Source organism: Micromonospora sp. Llam0 (genome assembly GCF_003751085.1).
Classification (GTDB): Bacteria; Actinomycetota; Actinomycetes; order Mycobacteriales; family Micromonosporaceae; genus Micromonospora_E.
Genome location: NZ_RJJY01000001.1, coordinates 3,174,191 through 3,196,780, shown reverse-complemented (window position 1 = coordinate 3,196,780; position 22,590 = coordinate 3,174,191). Strand labels below are relative to the sequence as shown.

The window sequence follows — 22,590 nt, the reverse complement described above, 5'->3', positions numbered from 1 at the left end:
TACGGGGTCGCAGCTCTCTCGGGAGCTGCCCTTCATTGAGGCATAGGCCCGAGCAAAGTGAAGGATGAAACTGGATTTGGTCGCAGCTCTCTCGGGAGCTGCCCTTCATTGAGGCTTCACTCTCCGGATTCTGTGCGCTTCGGCGCGTGGTAGTCGCAGCTCTCTCGGGAGCTGCCCTTCATTGAGGCGCCATGATGTCGATTGCGAGATTGCTCATTTGGCTCACAGTCGCAGCTCTCTCGGGAGCTGCCCTTCATTGAGGCCCGATGCAGATCACGATCCCGGATATCTTCTTCGTCGCAGCTCTCTCGGGAGCTGCCCTTCATTGAGGCTTCGGGGGTTCTCCCGGCCTGGTGCCCACATTCGACACGTCGCAGCTCTCTCGGGAGCTGCCCTTCATTGAGGCGGTAAGGCCGGGAGGTCACCGGGACATGATGTCCAGTCGCAGCTCTCTCGGGAGCTGCCCTTCATTGAGGCTCGATACCGCGCCGGATGAACAGCTCTTGACCGTACGGGTCGCAGCTCTCTCGGGAGCTGCCCTTCATTGAGGCCACACATTCTGCGGCGGCGCAATCGGTCGGACAGCCGGTCGCAGCTCTCTCGGGAGCTGCCCTTCATTGAGGCGCACTGGCGCATCCGAGACCTGGTTGCCGGGCGGAAGGTCGCAGCTCTCTCGGGAGCTGCCCTTCATTGAGGCATATGCCGCCGCGGTCCGCCGGTACCGGCAGGGGTCGCAGCTCTCTCGGGAGCTGCCCTTCATTGAGGCTCTCACCATCGGCGGTAGGCGCGAATGTGGCGACGCGAAGTCGCAGCTCTCTCGGGAGCTGCCCTTCATTGAGGCGCCGCCTCTCGGATTCTCCAGCCCTCCGGGAACGAGTCGCAGCTCTCTCGGGAGCTGCCCTTCATTGAGGCGGAAGGGGGCCGCCCGTGATGCCGACCGAGGACGAGGTCGCAGCTCTCTCGGGAGCTGCCCTTCATTGAGGCTTGCCGAACGCGTTGTGAACCTCTGTGACGTGGTGGGCGGGTCGCAGCTCTCTCGGGAGCTGCCCTTCATGGAGGCTGGCCGCTGGAGGGCGGGGTGCTGGCGGATGCCGGGTCGCAGCTCTCTCGGGAGCTGCCCTTCATTGAGGCCACGGCGCCATCCGCTCCTGGTTCGTGTGGGCCACCCAGTCGCAGCTCTCTCGGGAGCTGCCCTTCATTGAGGCTTCACCAGAGCCGACTCGCCGGCCGGGTCATGGTGAAGGGGTCGCAGCTCTCTCGGGAGCTGCCCTTCATTGAGGCCAGTCGGGATACCGCTCCAGGTCGGCAGGGCGGTGGGGGCTGCCTCGTGTACCGAGGCAGCCCCCACCGCCGTGGGTTGGGTTGTCAGTGGGGGAGGGCGCAGGTCTGCAGGGCGGTGGTGAAGGTGCCCCACTGGGCGGTGCTGAAGGTCAGGGTGGGGCCGGTGCGGTCCTTGCTGTCGCGTACCTCGGCTCGGCCGGCGTAACGGCGGGCCTCGACGCACGCTCCGCCGTTGCCGCCGCTGCGGCTGGAGGTGAACCAGGGGGTGTCGGGCTTCATCGCAGGTGCTCCTCGATCGGGATCGACTGCTCGCGGACCTCTCGGAAAATCCGACGGTACTCCGCTAACTCTTCGGGACGCTCCAGGTAACGAGCACCCACATGGGACTCGACGTAGGCGATGTCGGGGTCGTCCGGGTCGGCGAAGTCGAGCAGAATGAACGGGCTGACCATGGCGGCGTGGGCACCGGCGGACCAGGGGAGAACCCGGATCTCCACCCGCACCCGTCGACCGACGTTGGCCAGGTGGGCGCGCTGCTCGGCCATCACCGCCGGGCCGCCCACCTCACGGGCGAGGGCGCCGGCTCCGAGGACCGCGACGATCCGGGCCGGCTCATCTCGGTCGTAGTAGGAGATCTGCCGGTCCAGTCGCAGCGACACCAGGCGCTCGATCTGCTGCTCGGATGCCTGCCGGTTGGCGGCTCGGAACACGGCGCGCATGTAGTCAGGCGTCTGGAGTAGACCGTGGATCAGCTCCGGATCGTATAGCTGGATCTCGGTGGCGGCGGCTTCGAGGCCTAGGTACAAGCGGAACCAATCTGGTACGGCGTCGCCGTGCGACTCCCACCAACCCTGCTCGTCACACGCCCCGGCGAGCCGGGTCAGCGCATCCGTCGTCTCCGGGTCGGCACCGTAGAACCAGCACAGACCCCGTACCGTGTTCATCTTGACCGGGAACTTGCCGTTCTCGATGCGCCACAACGTCGTACGCGAGCAGACCTTCGCCCGCTCCACCTCCTGCTCGGTGCGGGCCGCCTCCTGCCGTAGCCGGCGCAGCCGCCGCCCCAGCTGGCGGCGCACCACAGTCGGTCCGGTGACCGGCATCGCTTCACCTCTCTCTCACGCGACAAATCACCACCCGAGCCAATGTTTCAAAATGAAACACCTGGTCGGGCCGCTCGCCGGATCGCCACGTCACAGTGGAGACAGACCCCGGCGTACGCGACAGATTCTGCCTTATCGGGGAGGGAAACGCAGGCCGCGACAATGGTGAATTCGACGGAGGTTGTGATGGGATGGGTGAAAGCCAGGAGGGCGCACGTAGGCTGCGGTCGGCGGTGGAAGGTAGGGCGAACGGAAGGCGGCAAGATGGATCTTCACGAGGACGTGCCGGCCGACTGCCTGTTCTGCCGGCGCGATGATGGGCAGCTCAACCGCATCTCGCACGAGAACGCGACCTGTTTCGCCCGGCTGGACAACTTCCCGGCGGCGGAAGGGCACACCGAGATCGTGCCGAAGCGCCACGTCGAGTCGTTCTTCGACCTCACCCCGCAGGAGCTGCAGGACACGTACGAGCTGATCTTGATGGTGCGCAACGATCTGACCGGGAGGCTGCGGCCGGATGGGTACACGATCGGGGTCAACGAGGGTCGCGCGGCCGGGCGCAGCGTCGACCACCTGCACATTCATGTGATTCCGCGCTGGTTCGGCGACGTCGAGGACCCGGCCGGCGGCATCCGACAGATTCTGCCGAACTGCGATCCGCAGACCTGGGCGGCCGCGACGGCCGAAGCGCTCGGCCGGCCCGGTCCGCTGCTGCGCTGAGCGGCGCACCTGCGCCTGGGCCGGATCAGCAGCGTGCCGGGTCAGACGTGGGCCAGGCCGTCGTCGCCGAGCAGGACGCAGAGCGAGTTGATCTCGTGCCACAGGTCGTCGCCGACGAGGGTGGCGAAGCCACGGCTGCTGTCCACGCTGACGCAGCCGACGAACTCGCCCTCGCCGTCACGGATCGGGCTGGCGAACACGGCGCCCCGGTGGCGGACCCGGAGGAAGTCCAGCCAGCTCAGATTCATGACCGCATCGCCGCCGTGCGACGCCTCGTACGCCTCGTACGCGGCCTGTGTCGGCAGCTCCGCGGCGAGAGCCTCGACGTTGACGGCGACCTCCTCGTTGCGTTTCCAGCAGAGCCCGACGACTCCGACGCCGCACCCTGGCGCGAACGCCCGGGTGGTCGGTGTGCTGCCCAGCCGGTACGTGCCCACCCGGACCAGCCGGCGGTGGGGGCGGCGTAGCGACCAGGAGACCCGCCACACGTGCAGGCCGAGATCGGCTGCGGGCAGCGGCGGCGCCGTCCTGGCGGCTATCGTCAGCAGCCGGCCGAGGTGGTGCAAGACCTGCTGTCGTACGGCGGTGCGGCGGGCCACCTGGGACCGCTCCGCCCACAGCTGGGCCGGTGTGAGCGCGCCGAACGTCGCGATGGCTGTCACGGCGACGCCGACGATGTGGCCGCGACCGCCCGCGAATCCGTCCCAGAACATCGCCGACGGCACCGAATACTGCTCCGCAACCAGTACGCAAGTTGCGGTCAGCATGATGGTGCGATCAAGGAACTTTGCCGTGAGCGGCCGCATGCCTCAACGGTAAGTCGTAATGCCACCTCCACAGTGTCGATCAATCTGTCGGCAGTGACGTCTGTCGAGTCTCTGATACCGTGAACGTCTACGCTTCACCATCCAGCGTGGAGGTCGGTATGGCCCGGTTGTCGGCGTGTGATGGTGACGAGCTGTGCGACGAGTTCCGTCCGGGCGGTGGCGGCAGCTTCGCCGCCGTATACCGGGGAGATCCGCCGAGTCGGACGATCGCGTCCCTGTCGGGGCTGCGGCTCGTCGCTGACCTTTCCCCGCTGGTCGTGGGGCATCTGCTCCTGTTGCCGGAGCGCCACCATCTCAGCTTCGGTCACTTTGACGCCGGGCTGATCGGTCAGGTCCGGGACGTCGTCGGGCGGTTGCGGACGCGCTATGTCGCCACTTTCGGCCAGATGGCCATCATGGAGCATGGATCTTCCACGACAACGCCGTCCGGGTGTATCACCCACGCCCACTGGCATATCCTGCCGGTAAATGGATCACAACTGGCGGAAATGATCACCCGCGACGGGCTGTCGGCCATCCGACTGCCCGATCTCACCGCGCTGCGGCGTTTCGCCGAGGCCGACCAGCCCTACTTCTACTGCGCCGACGGCGACAACCATGTCGCATTCGAGGCGCACCGTCGCATCCGCTCTCAGTATCTGCGTTCGGTGGCCGGCACACTGCTCGGCATCGCGGAACCCGAATGGGACTGGTCGCTGGTGGTCCGCAGGCACCTGCTGCGGGCGACGATGATCGCCACTGCTGGCTGGCAGGAGCAACTCACCACCCCTGATCACCGCGACGGGTCCAACGTGTCCGTGCGTGCTCGCGTGAATGATCTATGGTGAAGACAGTCCCGCTTCGACAGAAGGCCACCCTCGCCGATGCGCAAGCAACTCGCGATCTCCATCGACGGTCCTACCGCCAGCGGCAAAACAAGTCTCGCGTACGCGCTCGCGGCGCGGCTGGACATGCGCGTACTCGACACCGGGCTCACCTACCGCGCCGTCGCCTACGCCGCCTCGCGCGGGCCGGTGTCGCCCGGCCGGCAACTGTTCGAGGTGCTGCGGCACGAGCCGGCCACGCCGGGGACGCGACCGGTCTCCCCGACGGTCGTTTACCACCGAGAGAGCATCATCGACGATCTCTGGTCGTCGGAAGTGGAACAGCACCTACGGGCTGTGTCGGCCGACCCGGCATGGCGCCACGACATCACCGAATACCATCGCACGATCGTCGAAGGCCACGAGCGGATGATCGCGGTCGGCCGCGACTGCGCGACGACGATCATGACAGACGCCGACTGCCACATCTTCCTCACCGCAGCCGACGCGATCCGGCGGGAACGCCGCCGCGCCCAGCACCGGGCGCAGCCGGGCCGTGCCGTCCACGTCGGACCGCCCACCCGGCTCGACGACACCATCCGCGAACACGTCGCCCGCCAGCCACACGGCCTGGTACTGGACACCACGTTTCTGCCGGCAGTTGCCGTGCTGCGGGCAGTCGTACACCATCTGGGAGCGCGCCGATGACCTCGCCCGCCAGCTACTCCGATGAACCGACCCGGGTCGCCGCGCTCGTCGGCGGCTTCCTCTCCGGCCAGTCCGGCTCGGTCCTCGGCGACAGCCACGGCCCGTACGCCACCCTCACCGCCGGTGCCGACACCCGCGACGACTGCGCCGTCTACGACCTCGACGGGCCGGTCACCCTCGTCGTCGGATCCGACTACGTACGCGGCCCCAAGTTCGCCCTCTACGAACACGGCCTGCTGACCAACGTCGACATCGGCTACTACGTGGTCGCCGCCAACGTCAGCGACATCGCCGCGATGGGTGCCGCGCCGATCGGCGTACTGACCGTCGTGCGCTACCCAAACGACCTCGACGACACCGGATTCCTCGACATCATGGCCGGCATCCATCAGGCCTGCACCGACTTCGGCACCGTCAACGTCGGCGGCGACATCGGCAACGCCGAACGCATCGTGCTCTCCGCGTCCGCGATCGGCATCTGCCGTACCGGCACCGCCCTGACCCGCCGCGGCGCGCGACCCGGCGATCACCTGTGCGTCACCGGCCACTGCGGAGTTCTCGGCGCAGCCGTCGCCTACTTCCCGAAGCGTGCCGTCAACGGCTGGGCCCTGCCCGACAGCGTCGAAGCCGACCTGCTCGACAGTTGGCGCCGGCCCCGCGCCCGGGTCGCCGAAGGCCGGCTGCTGTCGACCGGCGGCTACGCCACCGCCTGCCAGGACACCTCCGACGGCCTGCGCGCCACCATCGAGCAGCTCGCCGCCGCCAGCGGTGTCGGCTTCACCGTCACCGCCGACGACATCGCCGTCCACCCGGCCGTCAGCGCGGTCGCCAAACTCGCCGGCACCGACGATGTCACTCTCGCGATGAGCGCGTCTGCCGATTTCCAGCTCGCCTTCACGGTGCCCGACGACCGGCTCGACGCCTGCCGCGACGCGTTCGACCGCAACGGCCTCACCTTCGACGTCATCGGCCGCGCCACCCCACCCGAGGACGGCATCAGCCTGCTCACCCGCGACGGCACCAGAACCGACCTGCCCGGCGTCGCCTGGAAACACCAGAGCACCGACATCAGCACCCTCGTCACCGGGGGCGGCACTCCCGGGACCCCGACCCGGTGACCACCGTCGACGCCGGCTGGCCCGGCACCGCCCAGGTGCGCCACTCCTACGCGGCCCTGGTCGAGCATTACACGGAGATGACTGCCGACTACCGTCGGTTTCCTGGGCTGCGGCAGGAGTTGACGGACTTCCTCGCTGAGCTCGGGCCGGGGCCGGTGCTCGACCTCGGCTGCGGCGCGGGTCGCGACGCCGACCTGGTCGCCGGCACCGGCCGGGCCGTCGTCCTCGCCGATGTCACTCCGGAGCTGCTGCGCGCGACCACCGTACGGATCGCCGTCGACGCTGCCGTCTGCTGCGACGCGCTCGCCCTGCCGCTGCGTTCCGCGACCTTCGCGGGCGTGATCGCCAGCGGGGTCCTGCTGCACCTGCCCCGGCAGTACACGGTCACCGCGTTGGACAACATCCGTCGGGTTCTGCGGCCGGGCGGCAAGGCGCTGATCAGCATGAAGTACGGGGGTCGTGACGGGTGGCGCAGCACCGACGACTTTCCGGCCCCGCGCTGGTTCAGTTACTACGAGCCGACCGATTTCGCGGTGCTCTGCCGCAAGGTGGGGCTGCGCGTCACGCAGCTGGACGTCAGCAGCCGAAAGGACTGGTTCACCGCAACCGCCGAACGCCCTGAGCGGTAGTGGACGGTCAGCGGGTGGGCTGCGGCCGGCTGCGGATGCAACCGCTGACCTCGCCATGGAGTTGGCGATGACGGTGCAGCAGGCTGTCGGTTTGACCTGCCTTGCCCAACCCGCCCAGGGCGGCGGCTGCCTCGACGGATTGGCGTAGCAGCTCGGGGAGGGTGCGGGGAAGCAGCGCGGCGTCGGCCGTACTCAGCTCGCGCTCCTGGGCGTGCGCGTCGGCAGCCTCGGCGGTGACCGCGTCTGCGGTGGTCTCGGTGCCGTGGGTGATCGGAGCGCGATCACGGGCTCTGTTGAGCAGCAGAAGGATGTGCGCTGGCCATGCCTGCGCCATGTCCCGGTCCTTGATCTTGTTGTCTCGCAGATCCTCGCGGAACTTTCGGTACGTCCCGCCCTTGTTGTCTTTCGGATTGGTGGCGGCGATGGACGCCTCCAGGGCGTCGGCGGCGAGGACCAGCAGGCGAATGCGGGCAGCCTGTGTCGTCGCCTCGTCGAGGGCCGCGTGGACGAGCTCCAGCCGCTGGACGGCCAGTCCCTTGGTCCAGCTGGCGTCGGTGGCGCTGGGCGGAGTGTGTCGGCGGCCGTCAGGTGGCTGTCGGCTCGCGAAGGCGTCGGCCAGTCGTCGTGCCTGATCGGTGACGTTCCCGCCGATCGCCGATGCGGCCAGCAGTCGCCAGGCGACGTCCAGTTCAAGCGACCGCAGTGCCCGTTCGGCGGCGATGAGCAGTGGCAGGTCCCCGCCGGTGATGGCGGGCCACAGGTGGACGTTGCGGTAGCCGTCGGGGCCGACGGGGGCGGCGTTTTCCCGGACGAACAGCGGGATGCCGTGTCGGGCACCGATGAGGCGCATGGCGCGGATCAGGGCGAGGACCACCGGCTTGTGGCCGGTGGGGATGAGCAGCAGCGCGCCGGTCTCGCGGGTGAGTCGGGCCTCGACGGCGCGCTCGATGGCGGCTTCGTCGATGTCGGCCAAGGTGATCGGCTCGACCCAGCTTTCGCCTCTGGCCGAGCCCGTGACGTGGTGCGTGATCTTGGTGATCGATTCGGCGTCGGCCGTGGCGACGTCGTGGCTGCCTCGGCCGTCGTCGACAGCGAGGATGACGGCGCGCAGCCGGTTTTCGTGCATGCCGAGGAAGTCCCGCACCGCTACGGGGATGCCACTGCTGAGCTGGTCTCCGACGGACTTTTCGGTGCCGCCGCCGCGCGGGACCCCGGCTTGCCAGACTGCCAGCACGGTGTCTGCCGGGGCGACCGGCGGCTGAGGCAGGCCGGCGTCGCTCCAACCGTCGACGTCGACGGCGAACTGGGTGAGGTAGTCACCGATGAAGGTGGCGTCGCAGGCGGTGGGCGGGCGGAGGTTGTGACTGCCCTTTCCGATGTTCTGCAGCGAAGCGACCTCGGATCCGTACAGCCATCGGTAGGACGGCAGGTCGACGGAGGCGCAGATCATCGGGTCGTCGTGGCGGCTGTGAGCGACCACGCCGAGCTTCACTCCGAGGCTTCGCCGGCCGTCCTCGTACTTGTGGAGAAGGTCCTCGGCCCAGGAGTAGTCGATCTGGTCGTGGCGGAGCAGTTCTTCGTAGCGGCTGACGACGTAGCGGCGGACGGCGAGGCTGGCGGTGCCGTCGCGGCGGACGACGGCGTCGGCGAGCACCGCGCGCAGCGACTCGGTGTCGTACGCGGTGAACCCTCGGTCGTGGCGCTCGGCGGCTCGGCGGACGAGGTCGTGTCCGTCGTCGGTGAGCTGGACCATGGGCGGGTCGGCGCGGGCGAGGTCGGCGAGGGCCGGGAACATGCGCCAGCGGACCAGGACGCCGGCGACCGGGTCACGGTCGAGTCCGTCCAGTGGGTCGACGATTTCGTACGCGTTCCGGCCGCTGGTGTTGATCAGCCGCCAGGGGAGCCCCGCCTGGGACAGCGCGGTGAGCACGCCCATGGCCAGGGTGGTGGAACCGGAACCCCAGGTCACCATGGCAGCGGTGTAGCGCGGGGAGCGGTCGAGGTGGGCGGCGACGGCGCGGATGACGTCCGCTTCCGCCAGACCTTTGATCGTGGCCGCTGTGGTGGCGTGGACGGTTGCCGCCTCGCCGACCGCGGTGTGCAGCACCTCGGCGAGGGTCTGGGCGATCGGCGCCGTGTCCAGGTCGTCGGGTGGCTGCTGCTGGGTGCCGATCAACATCACGTCGAGGTCCGAGGTCTCGGTGAGTCTGGTCAAGGCACCGAGCAGCGGGCTGGGTGCGGCAGTACGGGGGTGGTCGTCCTCCCAGGTGCCGTCGGTGAGTAGTCGCCGGGCTGCGGACGGCCCGGTGGGGCCGGCTGCTGCTGCGGTGAGTTGTCGGCGGCGATCTCGGACCCGGTCGGCGCGGACGGTCTTGGGGGTGGGGCCGTCCGAGCGAAGAAGGAGGTCCGCTTCCCCGGTGATGTGAACCAGCAGGCGCATGGGGCCATTGTGGAAGACAACGGGTCGGGTCGCCACGGAGTGTCGGATTGCTGTCCAGACACTCCTCGAACAGCGCAGTCGTATCGAGTCGTGAACTACTTTAGTAGTTGAACGATCAGAGTAGTTGTGTGTACGGTGTCGGCCGTGCGCGTCTTCCCCGCCGAGATCCCGGCAGCCGAGGCCCGCCGCGCCGACGTGGTGGAGGTGCGGGTGGCCCGCAAGGTCGCCTCGCTGTTCGGGGTGGACGGAGACCTCCCCCCGTTCCAGCGGTCCTGGGTGTGCGACTACACCACCCTGTCGTTGGCCGAGATCGGGCGCGGCGCGCCTGCCCCGGACAAGGCGCAACGGTCCGGTCTGGACGCGGCCACGTTCGCCGAGCCGGCCACCGACGGCGACCGGGACTGGTCGTGGGTGGGCCGGGCGGTCTGGGCACCGCCGCAGGCACCCCTGCCTGGCGGCTTGAGCAACGCCACGCTGAACCGGTACGGCCCTGACACCAAGGCAGCAGCGGTGTTGGCGGCCGCCAACCGGCTGCTGCGTGGTGCGACGGCCGCCGTCGCTGCTGCCGCCCAGTGGCTCGACTCCGGCGACTGTGATCGTGAGATCCGCTTGGCGGTGTGGGCGGGTCTGGTCCTTGAGGTCTATCGGGCACAGCCGGCCCTGGTCGTCGCGGCGGTTCAGGCCCGCCAGGTGCAGCGGTCGCTGTCGGCCCGGTGGGGCAGACAGGTCGACCGGGCACGGGTGGCCGCAGGTGACGACGCCCCGTCGGAGATCCGTCCGTGGGCACCGCAGCCCACCGGCGACACCGGCGCGGAGCGGGCCGACGCCCGCTGGCGGCCGACGTCGTTCGATCTGGTCGACGCGACACTTCCGGCGATCGGGCTCACCGTGGACAGGTCCGGCGACCCGGCCGGTGGCGCTGCGGCGGTGCCCCCGGAGACGCTCGACGACATCGCCTCGGCCTGGTGCCACCGGCTGCTTGACGTCGGGCGGCCCGGCAGGGGAGTGGTGTGGCTGACCGAGGACGACCGGGGCTCCCGTCACGTCCAGGCCATGGTGCGGGTCGGTGCCGTCGTCGCTCCGTTCGTGGCAGCCACCCTGGGCGGCGTGACCCGCGTCGGCCACGCCCCGGCACCGACGCTGCCGACGTTGCCCGACGCCGGTGAACTGGCCGGCCTTCCGCTGTCGCACCGCCGCGCCCACCTGCTGGTCGCCCACGTGGCCACCAACTACCTCCGCTACCGCGACGAACTCCTGACGACCCGACCGGACCTGCGGCACCAGACCCGGGAGCTGGTCGCCCTCGCCGTCGTACGCAGTGGCGAGGTGCTCGGTCCCACGGACCCGGTGGCGTTGCTGCTTCGCGCTTACGGCGCCTACCTCGACGTGTGGGATTCGACCCGCGACCTGCCCGGCCCTGACGCCGACCCGGATCCCCACCGGGTGTCCTCCGCGCGGCGGCTGATCGCCTCACAGCAGCACGTCGTCGAGTCCTGGCGGTCCGGTCGGCTGGACCCCGGCGCGGCGGCGTACCTGCTGGAGATCGGCATCACCGCGCTGCTCGGCGCTACCTCCCCGCCTGCGGCGCTGCCCGACCCGGACTCCCCGGTGGACCGGACCGAGATGCCTGTGGCCCTGGTCCCCGCGTCGATGATGCGGTCGTGGTGGTCGGCCACGTTGACAGCACGGGGGATCGACCCGGACACGGATCTGGCCGCCGTGATCGACTCTCTCAGCGAGGCCCAGGTGTTCCACCTGCACCACTACGCGGACTGGCGGTCCCGCACCGGCCGGCGTGGCGACCTTCGTCAGGCCCTCGCCGTGCAGGAACGGGTGGCGGCGGTGCGTACGGAGGTCGTCCGCCGGGAAACGGCCGGATACGCCGCCAAGGCCGTCGCCTCCCGCTCCAGCCACCAGCTCGCGGCCCGGATCGCCACCGACCTCGCCCTGGCCACACCCGACCGGGAACGCACAGCCCGGGCGCGAGCCTGCGGCACGGCGGTCCGGCACGCCCGGACGGTGCTGTCCGACCTGACGGTGCGCCGTGACTCGCCGCAGGCGTCCGCCTCGACCGCACAGGTGGTGGCGCGGGCGCTGTGCGTGGCCGCCGCCAACGGCAGCACCGTGGATCCCCGCGACGCCGCTGCGGCGGTGGCGCTGCTCGACCGGGTCACCGCCGCAGCGGCGTCGGCAGACCGGACGCCGAGTAATCAGTGGGTGGGCGGGTTGCCGCTCACCCAGTGGCACGACTGGCACACGACACTCGCCGCCATCGCCAGCCACGGCACCAGCGGGTAGCGACCCGCACCTTCCAGCCCTTCACCGAACGAATGGCGAGACTCTGGACATGAACGGCGAACCATCTCCGACCGAACACACCGGCCGCCGGCACTGGGTGCTGATCGAGACGGGTGGCAACCAGCGGTACATCTTCGGCAGCAACCGGCTGCGGCACGTCGTCGGGGCGTCCCAGCTCGTCCACGAGGTCGGCACCGAGTGGGTGCCGACTGCGGTCGGGCGACTCGATGATCCCGACGCCACCGTGGTGATGACCGCCTCCGGCAAAGCCCTGCTGCTGGTCGGCACGCTCGACGCCGGCAGGGCCGTCATCCGGGAGGTCAGCTGCCGGGCGCTGCGGGAGGCCCCCGGTCTGCAGGTGACCGGGGTGGTCGGCCCGCCGTTCGACGCGGCCGACCCGACCGCGCACGAGCCGGCGCGGCGTGAGACGTACGAGCTGCACGCCGAGGTGCGGGCGGCCCGCCGGGATCCCCTGCAGCGGGACCGGGTGTTTCCCTGGCACCGACTCTGCCGGGACAGTGGCCAACCGGCCGCCGACGAGGAACGGTACGGCGAGGACGAACTCGTGGCGGCCTCGGCCGGGGTGCTGGCCCGATCCGATGCCAGACATCGGGCCCGCAGGCGGCTCCTGGAGCAGCTGCCCGGCGAACTCGGTGATGTCGTACCGGCCAACACGGACGTACTGCGGCAGAGCGGGTGGGCGGCGGTCGTACACGCCGACGGCAACGGCGTCGGTGGCCTGTTCCGTGGCTTCATCGACCATGTCACGGCGGTCGCGGGCACCGGCCCGGTCGACCTGGCCACCCATCTGCGCTACCAGCGGTTGGTGTCCGCGGAGCTGGAGACGGCGACCTGGGACGCGGTACGGGATGCGGTCGCCGCCCTGCGGGACCAGCGGGCGGGGGAGGAGCTGACCGGGCGGCTGCTGCCGATCGTCGTCGGCGGAGACGACGTGACACTGATCTGCGACGCGGCGCTCGCGGTGCCGTTCGTGCGGGCCTTCGCCGAGGGGTTCGCCCGGCATACCGCCGCGCAGCCGAGGCTGTCGGCGATCGCCCGGCAGGCCACCGGCCATGGCGGTCTCACCGCCTCCGCCGGGGTGGCGGTGGTGAAGCCGCATCACCCCTTCGGGGCCGCGTACGAGCTGGCCGAGGCGCTCACCGTGTCAGCCAAACGGTTCCGGTCAGCGGACGGATCAGCGGACGGATCAGCGGACGAGACCCGGCGCAGGCCGCAGGGCCGGTCACTGGCCGCATTCGACCTGCACGTGGCGCACGCCGCCACCCTGCAGGATCTGACACTGCTGCGGGAGCACACCGAACCGGCCGCGAAGTGCGGCCCACAGGTGGCCCGCTACGCCGGCCCCTACCTGCTCGGTGCGGTCGAGGACCTGCCCGTCGAGCTGCGTCACCGCAGTGTGGAGCTGCTCGACGAGGTGCACGGCTGGCTCGACCGGGCCGGCTGGTTATCGACTGCGCAGGCCCACGCCCTGCGTGAGGCCGCTGACCGGAGCCTGGCCGAGTACCGCCACCAGGTGGGTCTGACAGTGCCCCGCGCACCCGACCCGGACCGGGCCGGCACCCTTCTCGACGTCCAGCCGCCCACCCTGGGCACCGACACCGGGCGGCAGCCTCCGACGGACGGCACCGATGCGCCGTTCCTGCGGCTGTTCGACGCGATGCACCTGCACGGCCTGCGCCTGGACACCTTCGTCCCGGCCCCGTCGACCGACCGGTCCGCGTCCAAGGGAGGCATCCGATGACGCTGCCCATGACGTTCGAGATCACCCTGATATTCCTCAGCGACTGGCACATCGGCACCGGCCAGGGCCGGTTGGGCAGCATCGACGCCGAGATCCGCCGCGACAGCGACCACCTGCCGTTCGTGCCGGCCAAGACCATCGTCGGGATCTGGCGGGACGCCTGCGAAACGGTGGCGGACACCTTCGACCGGGGCGGCGACCGGCCGGCGGCCTGGCGGGCCTGGGTGGACTGGCTGTTCGGTACCCACCCACCGGCCGAGGAAGGTGACTCTGCCCGTACCGGGAAGGAGCCGACGCCGGCGGTCCTGCGGGTCACCCCCGCCCAGGCCCCGGCCTGGCTTCGCGACGGAGTCAGGGGTCAGCCGACGCTGGCGCAGGCCGCTGTCGTACTCCGTCCCGGGGTGAAGATCGACGACGAGACCGGTACGGCGGCCGACCGGTTCCTCCGGGTCGAGGAACGGGCGCTGCGCGGCATGCGGCTACACGCCCAGGTCAGCGTCGCCGCCGCGATCCCAGGTGATCCCGATCGGCTTCCCGCGCCGGCGGAGCTGCTGTTGCGCGCCGGCGCCCGGCTCGTGGAAGCGGTCGGCGGCAGACGCAACCGTGGCGGTGGGCGGGCGGCCTTCCTCCTGCCCGGTGCCGGGGTGGACGGCGACGGTCCGCACGCGACGGTGACCGACAGCCAGCTGGTCGAGCTGCTGGCCGGTGGGGTGCGCGCCGCCCCGCCACCGCCACCGCCGGCCGGTCCGCTGGTCGAGGTGCACCTGTACGACCGGCTGCACCCGGACCGGCACCGGGTCGTGCGGGTCGTGCTGCGGGTCCGTACCCCGGTGGTGGCCGTCGCCGATGTGCTGGGAAACGTCATCAGTGGCCATGACAGCATCCCCGGCACGATGCTGCTCGGCACGGTCCTGCGGCGGACGCAGCCCGGACCATCGGCTGACGGTGGTGGGCGTGCCCGGATCGGCCTGGCCGACGTGCGGGTCGGCGACGCGGTACCGGCGGTCGAGGACCCCGGCGATCCTGCCTCGGTGGTCCCCGCCCGCCCGGTGCCGACGGTGTGGCGCCGCAGCGGGAAAGGTCGGGGCGGCACCGTCCGCAACGTCCTCTGTGGTGAACCGGCACCGGAGGAACAGGCCAAACGCATGTCCGGGTGGGTGGCACCCGCCGGAACCGGATGGCGGTCGGCCGACCCGGCGAAGACGGTGTCGACCCACGCCGTCGTCGACGACGCGCAGCGCCGCCCGACCGTCGCCAGCGGTGGTCTGTTCACCAATCTCGGCATCGCGGCCGGAACCCTGCTCTGCAGCGACATCGTGCTGCCGGAGCAGGCGCGGCTGCGACTGGAGCCGGGAGAGCAGTTGCGGTTCGGCCGCTCCCGAAAGGACGACTTCGGCCTGGTCGAGGTCGTCCGGGTGATCGACCCGCTGCCGACCCCACCACCGCCGACCCTCACCGACGGGCAGCTGCTGGTGTGGTGCGTCTCCGACGTCCTGCTGCGTGACGAACGGCTGGCCCCCGACCCGTCACCACAGGGGCTGGCCCGGGCATTGTCTGCGGCATTGGCGCCGGCGTCGGTCGAGGTGACCGGGCGGCCGACTACCGATGCGGCTCGGCGGGAAGGATTCGCCGTCGCCTGGGGACGGCCCCGGTCCAGCCAGGTGGCGTTGCGGGCCGGCAGCGTCGTGCGCCTCACCGTGACCGGCCAGCTGGACCCGGCCGTGCTCAGCCGGCTGGAACGCGACGGCATCGGCGAACGCACCGTTGAGGGGTACGGCCGGATCCGGTTCAACCCGCCGGAGCTGTCGACCGCCGTACCCGACGTCGACTTCACGACCGGAGCCACACCGTCGACGACGCGGACCGCGACGACGCGGACCGCGACGACGCGGGCCACGCCGACGCGGGCCACGCCGACGCGGGCCACGCCGACCGGGTCCGATGGATCGGATGGGCTGGCGGAGCCGGCCCATCCGATCGAACTCCAGGCGTGGCGGCGGGCGATCCGACGGTCCAGCGCCGAGCTGCGGCCAGAAGAGGTCATCAAGGGCATCGACCGGCTGGCCGGCCAGCGGGCACAGCTCGGGTCGCTGCGCGCCCAACTGGAACGGCTGACCCTCACCGGCGGGGCGGACATGGTCCGCGACTGGCTGGCGGGCACCCGGGCGGTCCGGGCCCGCCGCGAGACCTGGACCGAGCCCGTCCTGGATGACCTCTCCGCGTTGCTGCTCACCGACCGTGGACTCGTCTGGGAGCGGCTCGGGCTGGCCAGTGCCCAACCCGCCCTGGTCCTCGCCCCCGGGCGGGAAAACACGCTGCGGGAACAGTTGCACACGGAGGCGCTGCTGACTGCGGTCACCACCGCCCTGCGTTCACTCGGCCGGACCAGGTCCACGGCGGCCGCCGGCACCCGCGCCACCACTGGGAAGGAGCTTTCCTGATGGGACAGTCGCTCGGCACCCGTATCGAGGTGCGCGGGACCCTGACCTGCCTCGGCCCGGTCCACGTCGGCGGCTGGGACACCACCGCCCTGGCGGACCTGAGTATCGCCCGGGACGGCACCGACCGGCCCTTCCTCCCCGGGTCCTCCATCGCCGGAGCCCTCCGGGCGTACCTCGCCAGCGTCGACCGGTTCGGTGGCGACCGGTCGGGTGGCGAGGGACCAACCGCGCCGCTGGATGCGCTCTTCGGGTACGTCACGCCGTACTCGCACAGTGGATCACCGTCCTGGATCCGGATCGACGACGCCCCGCTGACCGGCGAAACGGTCACCCCTGCGGTCCGCGACGGTGTGGGTATCGACCGCCGGTCGGCAAGCGCCGCAGCGGCCTACCTCTACACGCGGGAAGTGCTCCCGGCCGGCACCGCCTTCGCGCTGCGTCTGGTCGCGGACACCCCGACCACCGCGCCCGAACCCGGGTACCCCGGCGGGTGGCCGGCGCTGGTCCACGACGCGGTCGAGACCGTCATCGCCGGCCTTAGCCACGGCCGGGTCCCGATCGGTGCCGGTCGGGGCCGTGGCCACGGGCGGGTGCAGCTGCGCGACGTCACCGTCCGGCACGCCGACCTGTCCGAACCGGCCGGCCTGGTCGCCTGGCTGACCGGAACCGCCGAACCCACCCGGCCGCTGGTCCCGGAGCTGCCGCCGCAGGACGGCCGGCTGCGGATCACCGTCGCCTGGCGGCCGACCACCCCGGTCCTGGTACGCGATTCACTCAGCGGAACGGTGGTCGACACGCTGCCGTTGACCGCGACCGATGTGGACGGCACCGTGCGGCTGCTGCTGCCCGGCTCGTCGATCCGTGGTGTCGTGCGGTCCCACGCCGAACGGATCATGCGTACCCTGCTGCAACAGGACGCCCCTGACCATGCTGACGGCGACAGCTTCGGGGAGACGCTGCGCCGACCACCGGTCGGCGTCGACGTGCTGTTCGGGGCGGCACCGGATGGGCACCGGCAGGGCCGACCCGGCAGCCAGGACACCACCGGCTGGCGGGGCGCGGTGAGCGTGGCCGACTGCCACAGCCTCGGCCAGCTCAGCGCACAGAGCTGGAACAGCGTGGTCACCGTCAGTCCGAAGGCGCGGGCCGCGACCGCCCGGACGACACCGGGCACCGAGCCCCGCCAGGAACGCGCGGACCGCAACAGCGACCGCGACCAGGCCCGCACCCGGCTGTACGGCCTGCTCGGCGACATTTCGCCGGAGGTGCCCTTCCAGATCAGCGACCATGTCGCCATCGACCGGTGGACCGGGGGAGCCAGCGACCACCGACTGTTCAGCGTCCTGGAGCCGGGCCCCACCGTCCGGTGGGAGCCGATCCGCATCGAGGTCGACGTCGCCCGGCTCGCTCGCTTCGCCCGGCTCGACCGGTCCGACCCCCGGCACGCGTCTGCCACGGCCGCGCTGCCGCTGCTGCTGCTCGTCCTGCGCGACCTGCGGGACGGCTGGTTGACCCTCGGCTACGGCAGCACCCGGGGCCGAGGCCAGATCGAGGTCACCGATGTGACCTTCGAGGGTGCCGGTCTGGTCGGTGCGTGGCAGTCGCTGGCCGGCCGCACCCTCGACGCCATCCTCGCCGACCCACCCACGGACATCGTCGACGCGATGGCCAGGTGGGAGAACCAGTTCCAGGAGAATCCAGCGTGAGAGAAACCGCCCTCGGCGTGACCCTGCACGCCGTTCGTGCCGCCACCCCGCTCACCGCCGCCGACGCGGTCAGCTGGTTCACCGCCCGCCCGGCAGGGGCGGGCCAAACCCTCGGCTACACCTTCTCCGCTGGCGCCGCCACCTGGCTGTCGATCGGCCCCGACGGAGCTGTCGAACATGTCAGCGAGGCCGACGACGTCCTCGCCGAAGCGTACGAGCTGCTGCTGTTCGACGGTGAACGGGAACTGCGCTGGCTGCGCGAACCCGATGGACGCGGCACCACGGTCGCCCTCGGCGAGGACCCGGACCACCTGCCGCCCGGCCGGCCGGTCACCGCTGAGCCGGCACCGCGACGCGGTGACACCCACCGGCGGCTGCTGGCCGGAATCCCGCAGCAGCATCCCAGAGCCGGCTGGACCACGCTGGCCAGCGACCGGTACGCCGCCGCGCACCTGCCGGTGACGGCGGTCGGTGCCAGGGCGCTCACCGTGGAGACCGTCGAATACCTCGTCGAGGACATCCACGGCAACCTCGACGTCGCCGACGTCCGTACGGTCGCGCTGCGGGGCGCGGTCGCGGACGCCAGGGCCGCGCGCGAGCAGGGAAGGACGACGGCATGAGTACGTCGAACGACAAGCTGAAGCGCAGGGTCCAGGCCGAGCTGACCAAGCGGGACGGCCACCTCGAAGGGGTGATCGACAGCAGCGGTAGAGGCAAGGCGGCAAAGCCGAAACGCCTCGGCCCGGCCGAGTGGGACGGTGCCCTCACCGAACATGTGGCCACCATGGCCGAGGGCGACACCGTCACCGTCACCGTCGTCACCGATCTGGCCGCCAACGGGAAGCGGACGGCCCAGCTCGTCGGTGTCGCCCCGCTGGCGAGGGTCACCACCGACCCGGATCGGACAAAGCGGCTCGACTCCGTGGGCGGCTTCGTCAACCCGTACACGTTCGTGCCGACCCTGCCCCGGACGGACCGGGACGGCACCCGCCTGGCCGACACCGGCCTCGACGACGCCGCGCCGCCCAGCCACGCCTTTCACACGGACGGACAGTTCAGCGGCACCCTGACCTTGACCTTGACGACCGTCACCCCGCTGCTACTGCCGGTGCGCGCAGCGACGCAGCCCGCTGACGGCATCCGTACCTTCGATGTCCGGGTCGACCCGGACGGTCTGCCACTGATCCACTGCGCCTCCGTCAAGGGTGCCCTGCGCAGTGCCGTGGAGACGGTCACCGCCAGCCGGTACGGGGTCTTCTTCGGCCATCAGGAGCGGCTCGCCCACCGGGCCACCACCGACGCCGCGTTGAATCTCACCCCGGCGCGGGTCCACCAGCTCGCCGACGGAACCACTGCCTTCCGGCTGTGTCGGGGAGCCACCGGCTGGGCGCGGACCAGCGGAAACCAGACCCAGTACGCGGCCCTGGTGCCCGCCTACGGCAGCCGACCCGCCGGCCTCCTCGGTGACCTGGCCGGCAAACCGTTGACGGTGCACCACGGAGCCGAGGTCCACGCCCGGGTCGTCCTCGGGCGCGACGGCGAGGGTGGTGCCAGTGCCTGGCGGGTAACCCACCTGGCCCGCACCGAGAAGGAGCTGCTCGCGGGCCTGGCAGAGCAGGGCGTCACGTCGGATCGTGCCACCGACGGGCGGCACCGGATCGTGTGGGGCTGGCTCTCCGCGACCGGGAAATCCATCAAGACAAAGCGGTACGAACGGCTGTTCGTGGAGACCCCCGGTCTCGACGTGCCGATCACCGACGACCACAAACGCTACTGGCAGTCCGTGCTGCGGGCCTACGACCTGGCCAACGGGTACAACGACCCGCAGGCCACCTACCGCCGTGACCCGGTGACAGCCGGGAGCATCGAACGGTCCTGGCACGTACCCAGCAACCCAGAGCTGCGGGAACTCCCGGTGGGCACCCTCGTCTATGTCAGGTACGACCAGTCGCGGAACGAGATCACCGAGGTCCACCCGGTCATGATCGGTCGGCTGCCGTTCGCCGCCGCGCCCGACGATCTGCTGCATCCCAGCCTGCGCCCGGCGCAGGACCGCGCTCAGCTCTCCCCGGCGGACCGTTTGTTCGGGTGGGTGCCGTCCGGTGGCGGCGACGACGGTTCCGGGGCCAACGACGGCGCGTCGGGCTACCGGGGCCGGCTGCGCGTCCGGTCGGTCACCTGCGTCACCCCCGACTGGAAACCCGCCGGGTTCCCGCCGGACGGGGTCGTCCTCGCTCCGCTGAGCACCCCCAAACCCACCCAGTCCCGCTTCTACGCCGCTTCCGACAACGCCGGGACACCTCTTCGGCGAGGGGTGCGCAAAGCCGACGGGTATTCCGCCGACGGCGGGCTACGCGGCCGCAAGATGTACCGCTGGCGGGCGGAAGCCCCGGACCACTGGGAGCCCGGCCGCGACCGCACCGTTCCCGACCCTGGCTACCTGGCCCTGCCCAGGCAGCGCACGGATCACGCCACGCAGCTGGCCCGTCACCGAGGTTGGGTGCGACCCGGCGTGACCTTCCAGGTCGAGCTGTTCCTCGACGCTGCGCCGGAGGCCGAACTCGGTGCCCTGCTGTGGCTGGTCACCCGTGGCGGCGACACGCCGTTGCGGCTTGGCGCCGGCAAGCCGTACGGCTTCGGTGTCGTCGACGTCCAGCTCGACGGGCACCGGACGCGACTGTGGGATGCCGCCGGAGTCCAGGCCGGCTGGCTGCGGCTGACCCGCCCCGATCCGGTCGAGGCGGCTCGGCTGACCGAACTCGCAGACCGATTCGCCACGATAGCGAAGGGCAACGAGGTGCTGCGCGAGGCCACCGAGTCGTACCTGGCCGCCGCCAGGCCCGTCACCGAGCAGGTGCACTACCCCCGGATGACCCGCCGGCCGCAGGCCGAAAGCTACGAGTGGTTCGTCGCGAACGAACGGCTGGAGAAGAAGGCGGTCGTGGAGGGATGGGCGTTGCCGCATGTACGCGACCTCGAGCAACGGCTGCCGTACCTCGGCAGTGGCGGGGGCTGACGACAGCGGGCGGCAGGGATCATCCTTGTCCGGCAACCTCGGTACGCTACCGGAAGGGCACCAGTCGGTCTCTCGATGTGATCGGCTGTAGTGGCTCGATCGCCAGCCGTGCTCTGGCAAATCCGGTAGCCCAATCGCCGCCCGCCGCGAAGGGTCCGTCATGACGGCCGTGAGCGCGGACCCTTCGCGGAGCTGTTTTCCCTGCTCAGCACCTGTTCCGTAGTGGACGATGATGGCTGTGGGGCCGTCGCAAGACCCTCTGCCGGCGGACCCTTCGCGGACCGGTCGCTCCGGCGCAGGTCAGGAGGGGTAAAATTTTGACCCTGTCGCAGCTCCCTCGGGAGCTGCCCTTCATTGAGGCTTCTTTTCTCTGCGATTTCCGGTAGGCGGAGTATAGAGTCGCAGCTCCCTCGGGAGCTGCCCTTCATTGAGGCGCATCAGGTCGGCGGTCGCCGACCCGGCAGGCGGGCCGGAGTCGCAGCTCCCTCGGGAGCTGCCCTTCATTGAGGCACCCAGTCGGGCCTGAATCTGCTCGCCGTAGCGCTCAATGTCGCAGCTCCCTCGGGAGCTGCCCTTCATTGAGGCTGCTTCGGCCCGTACGTCTTGCCGTCGCCGCCGATCGTCGCAGCTCCCTCGGGAGCTGCCCTTCATTGAGGCGCCGGCACCGGCAAAACGTCGACCGCCCGGTCGATCGTCGAGTCGCAGCTCCCTCGGGAGCTGCCCTTCATTGAGGCGTCTGCACCTCGGCGACGAGTGCTTGGCGGGTTTGTCGCAGCTCCCTCGGGAGCTGCCCTTCATTGAGGCTGCCCCACCTGGCGCGGTGGGAGTCACGAACCCCGTACGTCGCAGCTCCCTCGGGAGCTGCCCTTCATTGAGGCCAGGTGACCACCGGCGGGCTGAACGAGGCTGAGGTCGCAGCTCCCTCGGGAGCTGCCCTTCATTGAGGCACGGGCCAGGTCAACGAGGCGCTACTAGGGGTGTACGGTCGCAGCTCCCTCGGGAGCTGCCCTTCATTGAGGCATCGTCAGCAAGACGCACATCGACATGCTCGTCACGGTCGCAGCTCCCTCGGGAGCTGCCCTTCATTGAGGCTAGCCCACGTCGTGGCGGCGCTGCATTCGCTCTTCGAGGTCGCAGCTCCCTCGGGAGCTGCCCTTCATTGAGGCTCGTCCCCGGTCACCAGCGGCGCCTGCAGGCTCTTGGTCGCAGCTCCCTCGGGAGCTGCCCTTCATTGAGGCTTGTCGGGGGTTCATCTGATTCCTCACTGGTTGGGCCGGAGTCGCAGCTCCCTCGGGAGCTGCCCTTCATTGAGGCCCGGGCTGGCGCGCGATGTGCCGAGGCGGGCCGCTAGTCCGTCGCAGCTCCCTCGGGAGCTGCCCTTCATTGAGGCTGTTGTTCGGTCAGCCTCGCCACGCGCGCCACGTGTCGCAGCTCCCTCGGGAGCTGCCCTTCATTGAGGCGCACGCCTGGATCAACGCCATGCTCGGCGGCACCTGGTCGCAGCTCCCTCGGGAGCTGCCCTTCATTGAGGCCTGCCACGAACGGCCGTGGCATCACCTTCGTCTTGGTCGCAGCTCCCTCGGGAGCTGCCCTTCATTGAGGCCGGACCAAGCCGCCGGTGGGTGGTGGCACCGATGGGTCGCAGCTCCCTCGGGAGCTGCCCTTCATTGAGGCTTCGACCCGGGCGACGTGCCGACGCTGGATCCCGATGGTCGCAGCTCCCTCGGGAGCTGCCCTT

15 protein-coding genes and 2 CRISPR repeat arrays (2 of these 17 only partly in view) are annotated in these 22,590 nt (G+C 70.6%); of the genes, 11 read left to right on the top strand and 4 right to left on the bottom strand.

Going from position 1 to position 22,590, the window contains the following annotated elements:
- A CRISPR array of direct repeats spans nt 1-1,281; the repeat unit is 36 nt; unit sequence GTCGCAGCTCTCTCGGGAGCTGCCCTTCATTGAGGC (it extends 506 nt beyond the left edge of the window).
- Nucleotides 1,282-1,365: 84 nt separating this feature from the next.
- A complete protein-coding gene (locus EDC02_RS13900; RefSeq protein WP_123602324.1) occupies nt 1,366-1,560 on the bottom strand; it encodes a DUF397 domain-containing protein in 195 nt (64 codons plus the stop codon).
- Complete coding sequence (locus EDC02_RS13895) at nt 1,557-2,384, bottom strand: DUF5753 domain-containing protein (protein WP_123602323.1); 828 nt, start codon at nt 2,382-2,384, stop codon at nt 1,557-1,559. The genes EDC02_RS13900 and EDC02_RS13895 overlap by 4 nt, the downstream gene beginning before the upstream one ends.
- 264 nt (nt 2,385-2,648) lie before the next feature.
- Between EDC02_RS13895 and EDC02_RS13890 the strand changes: the two genes are divergently transcribed.
- Entirely contained in the window at nt 2,649-3,104 is a 456-nt protein-coding gene (locus EDC02_RS13890; protein ID WP_123602322.1) for an HIT family protein, read from the top strand.
- A gap of 41 nt (nt 3,105-3,145) precedes the next feature.
- Here EDC02_RS13890 and EDC02_RS13885 read toward each other — a convergent pair whose 3' ends face one another.
- Nucleotides 3,146-3,910, bottom strand: coding sequence for a hypothetical protein (locus EDC02_RS13885; protein WP_123602321.1), 765 nt, complete (start codon nt 3,908-3,910; stop codon nt 3,146-3,148).
- A 119-nt stretch (nt 3,911-4,029) separates the two neighbouring features.
- Here EDC02_RS13885 and EDC02_RS13880 point away from each other — a divergent pair, with 119 nt between their 5' ends.
- Genes EDC02_RS13880 through EDC02_RS13865 form a run of 4 tightly spaced genes read left to right on the top strand, consistent with a single transcriptional unit; the run spans nt 4,030 to nt 7,189 of the window.
- On the top strand, nt 4,030-4,758 hold the full coding sequence (locus EDC02_RS13880; protein ID WP_148083454.1) for an HIT family protein: 729 nt from the start codon (nt 4,030-4,032) through the stop codon (nt 4,756-4,758).
- A gap of 36 nt (nt 4,759-4,794) precedes the next feature.
- Nucleotides 4,795-5,442 (top strand): (d)CMP kinase, encoded by a 648-nt coding sequence (locus EDC02_RS13875; RefSeq protein ID WP_123602319.1) that lies wholly within the window; start codon nt 4,795-4,797, stop codon nt 5,440-5,442.
- Entirely contained in the window at nt 5,439-6,560 is a 1,122-nt protein-coding gene (thiL, locus tag EDC02_RS13870; protein ID WP_123602318.1) for a thiamine-phosphate kinase, read from the top strand. The genes EDC02_RS13875 and thiL overlap by 4 nt, the downstream gene beginning before the upstream one ends.
- Entirely contained in the window at nt 6,557-7,189 is a 633-nt protein-coding gene (locus EDC02_RS13865; RefSeq protein ID WP_123602317.1) for a class I SAM-dependent methyltransferase, read from the top strand. The genes thiL and EDC02_RS13865 overlap by 4 nt, the downstream gene beginning before the upstream one ends.
- A gap of 7 nt (nt 7,190-7,196) precedes the next feature.
- Here the strand turns inward: EDC02_RS13865 and EDC02_RS13860 are convergent, their stop codons facing one another.
- On the bottom strand, nt 7,197-9,629 hold the full coding sequence (locus EDC02_RS13860; protein ID WP_123602316.1) for a hypothetical protein: 2,433 nt from the start codon (nt 9,627-9,629) through the stop codon (nt 7,197-7,199).
- Nucleotides 9,630-9,773: 144 nt separating this feature from the next.
- Between EDC02_RS13860 and EDC02_RS13855 the strand changes: the two genes are divergently transcribed.
- The 6 genes from EDC02_RS13855 to EDC02_RS13830 are packed head-to-tail and all read left to right on the top strand — an operon-like array spanning nt 9,774 to nt 20,852.
- Nucleotides 9,774-11,927 carry a hypothetical protein gene (locus EDC02_RS13855; RefSeq protein ID WP_148083453.1) on the top strand — a complete coding sequence of 718 codons (2,154 nt, stop codon included), beginning with the start codon at nt 9,774-9,776 and terminating at the stop codon, nt 11,925-11,927.
- 49 nt (nt 11,928-11,976) lie between these two features.
- Complete coding sequence (locus tag EDC02_RS13850) at nt 11,977-13,689, top strand: hypothetical protein (RefSeq protein WP_123602314.1); 1,713 nt, start codon at nt 11,977-11,979, stop codon at nt 13,687-13,689.
- A complete protein-coding gene (locus EDC02_RS13845) occupies nt 13,686-16,130 on the top strand; it encodes an RAMP superfamily CRISPR-associated protein (RefSeq protein WP_123602313.1) in 2,445 nt (814 codons plus the stop codon). The genes EDC02_RS13850 and EDC02_RS13845 overlap by 4 nt, the downstream gene beginning before the upstream one ends.
- On the top strand, nt 16,130-17,836 hold the full coding sequence (locus EDC02_RS13840; protein WP_123602312.1) for an RAMP superfamily CRISPR-associated protein: 1,707 nt from the start codon (nt 16,130-16,132) through the stop codon (nt 17,834-17,836). The genes EDC02_RS13845 and EDC02_RS13840 overlap by 1 nt, the downstream gene beginning before the upstream one ends.
- Nucleotides 17,833-18,456 carry a CRISPR-associated protein Csx19 gene (gene csx19, locus EDC02_RS13835; RefSeq protein ID WP_148083452.1) on the top strand — a complete coding sequence of 208 codons (624 nt, stop codon included), beginning with the start codon at nt 17,833-17,835 and terminating at the stop codon, nt 18,454-18,456. The genes EDC02_RS13840 and csx19 overlap by 4 nt, the downstream gene beginning before the upstream one ends.
- Nucleotides 18,453-20,852, top strand: coding sequence for a TIGR03986 family CRISPR-associated RAMP protein (locus EDC02_RS13830; protein WP_123602310.1), 2,400 nt, complete (start codon nt 18,453-18,455; stop codon nt 20,850-20,852). The genes csx19 and EDC02_RS13830 overlap by 4 nt, the downstream gene beginning before the upstream one ends.
- Before the next feature lie 325 nt (nt 20,853-21,177).
- A CRISPR array of direct repeats spans nt 21,178-22,590; the repeat unit is 36 nt; unit sequence GTCGCAGCTCCCTCGGGAGCTGCCCTTCATTGAGGC; it runs 522 nt beyond the window's last position.

What these genes read in the sequence shown, in the direction of transcription:
- EDC02_RS13845 (WP_123602313.1), top strand. Translation starts at nt 13,686, where the DNA reads ATGACGCTGCCCATGACGTTCGAGATCACCCTGATATTCCTCAGCGAC.
- thiL (WP_123602318.1), top strand. Translation starts at nt 5,439, where the DNA reads ATGACCTCGCCCGCCAGCTACTCCGATGAACCGACCCGGGTCGCCGCG.
- EDC02_RS13895 (WP_123602323.1), bottom strand. Translation starts at nt 2,384, where the DNA reads ATGCCGGTCACCGGACCGACTGTGGTGCGCCGCCAGCTGGGGCGGCGG.
- EDC02_RS13850 (WP_123602314.1), top strand. Translation starts at nt 11,977, where the DNA reads ATGAACGGCGAACCATCTCCGACCGAACACACCGGCCGCCGGCACTGG.
- EDC02_RS13890 (WP_123602322.1), top strand. Translation starts at nt 2,649, where the DNA reads ATGGATCTTCACGAGGACGTGCCGGCCGACTGCCTGTTCTGCCGGCGC.
- EDC02_RS13860 (WP_123602316.1), bottom strand. Translation starts at nt 9,629, where the DNA reads ATGCGCCTGCTGGTTCACATCACCGGGGAAGCGGACCTCCTTCTTCGC.
- EDC02_RS13840 (WP_123602312.1), top strand. Translation starts at nt 16,130, where the DNA reads ATGGGACAGTCGCTCGGCACCCGTATCGAGGTGCGCGGGACCCTGACC.
- EDC02_RS13880 (WP_148083454.1), top strand. Translation starts at nt 4,030, where the DNA reads ATGGCCCGGTTGTCGGCGTGTGATGGTGACGAGCTGTGCGACGAGTTC.
- EDC02_RS13900 (WP_123602324.1), bottom strand. Translation starts at nt 1,560, where the DNA reads ATGAAGCCCGACACCCCCTGGTTCACCTCCAGCCGCAGCGGCGGCAAC.
- EDC02_RS13885 (WP_123602321.1), bottom strand. Translation starts at nt 3,910, where the DNA reads ATGCGGCCGCTCACGGCAAAGTTCCTTGATCGCACCATCATGCTGACC.
- EDC02_RS13875 (WP_123602319.1), top strand. Translation starts at nt 4,795, where the DNA reads ATGCGCAAGCAACTCGCGATCTCCATCGACGGTCCTACCGCCAGCGGC.
- EDC02_RS13830 (WP_123602310.1), top strand. Translation starts at nt 18,453, where the DNA reads ATGAGTACGTCGAACGACAAGCTGAAGCGCAGGGTCCAGGCCGAGCTG.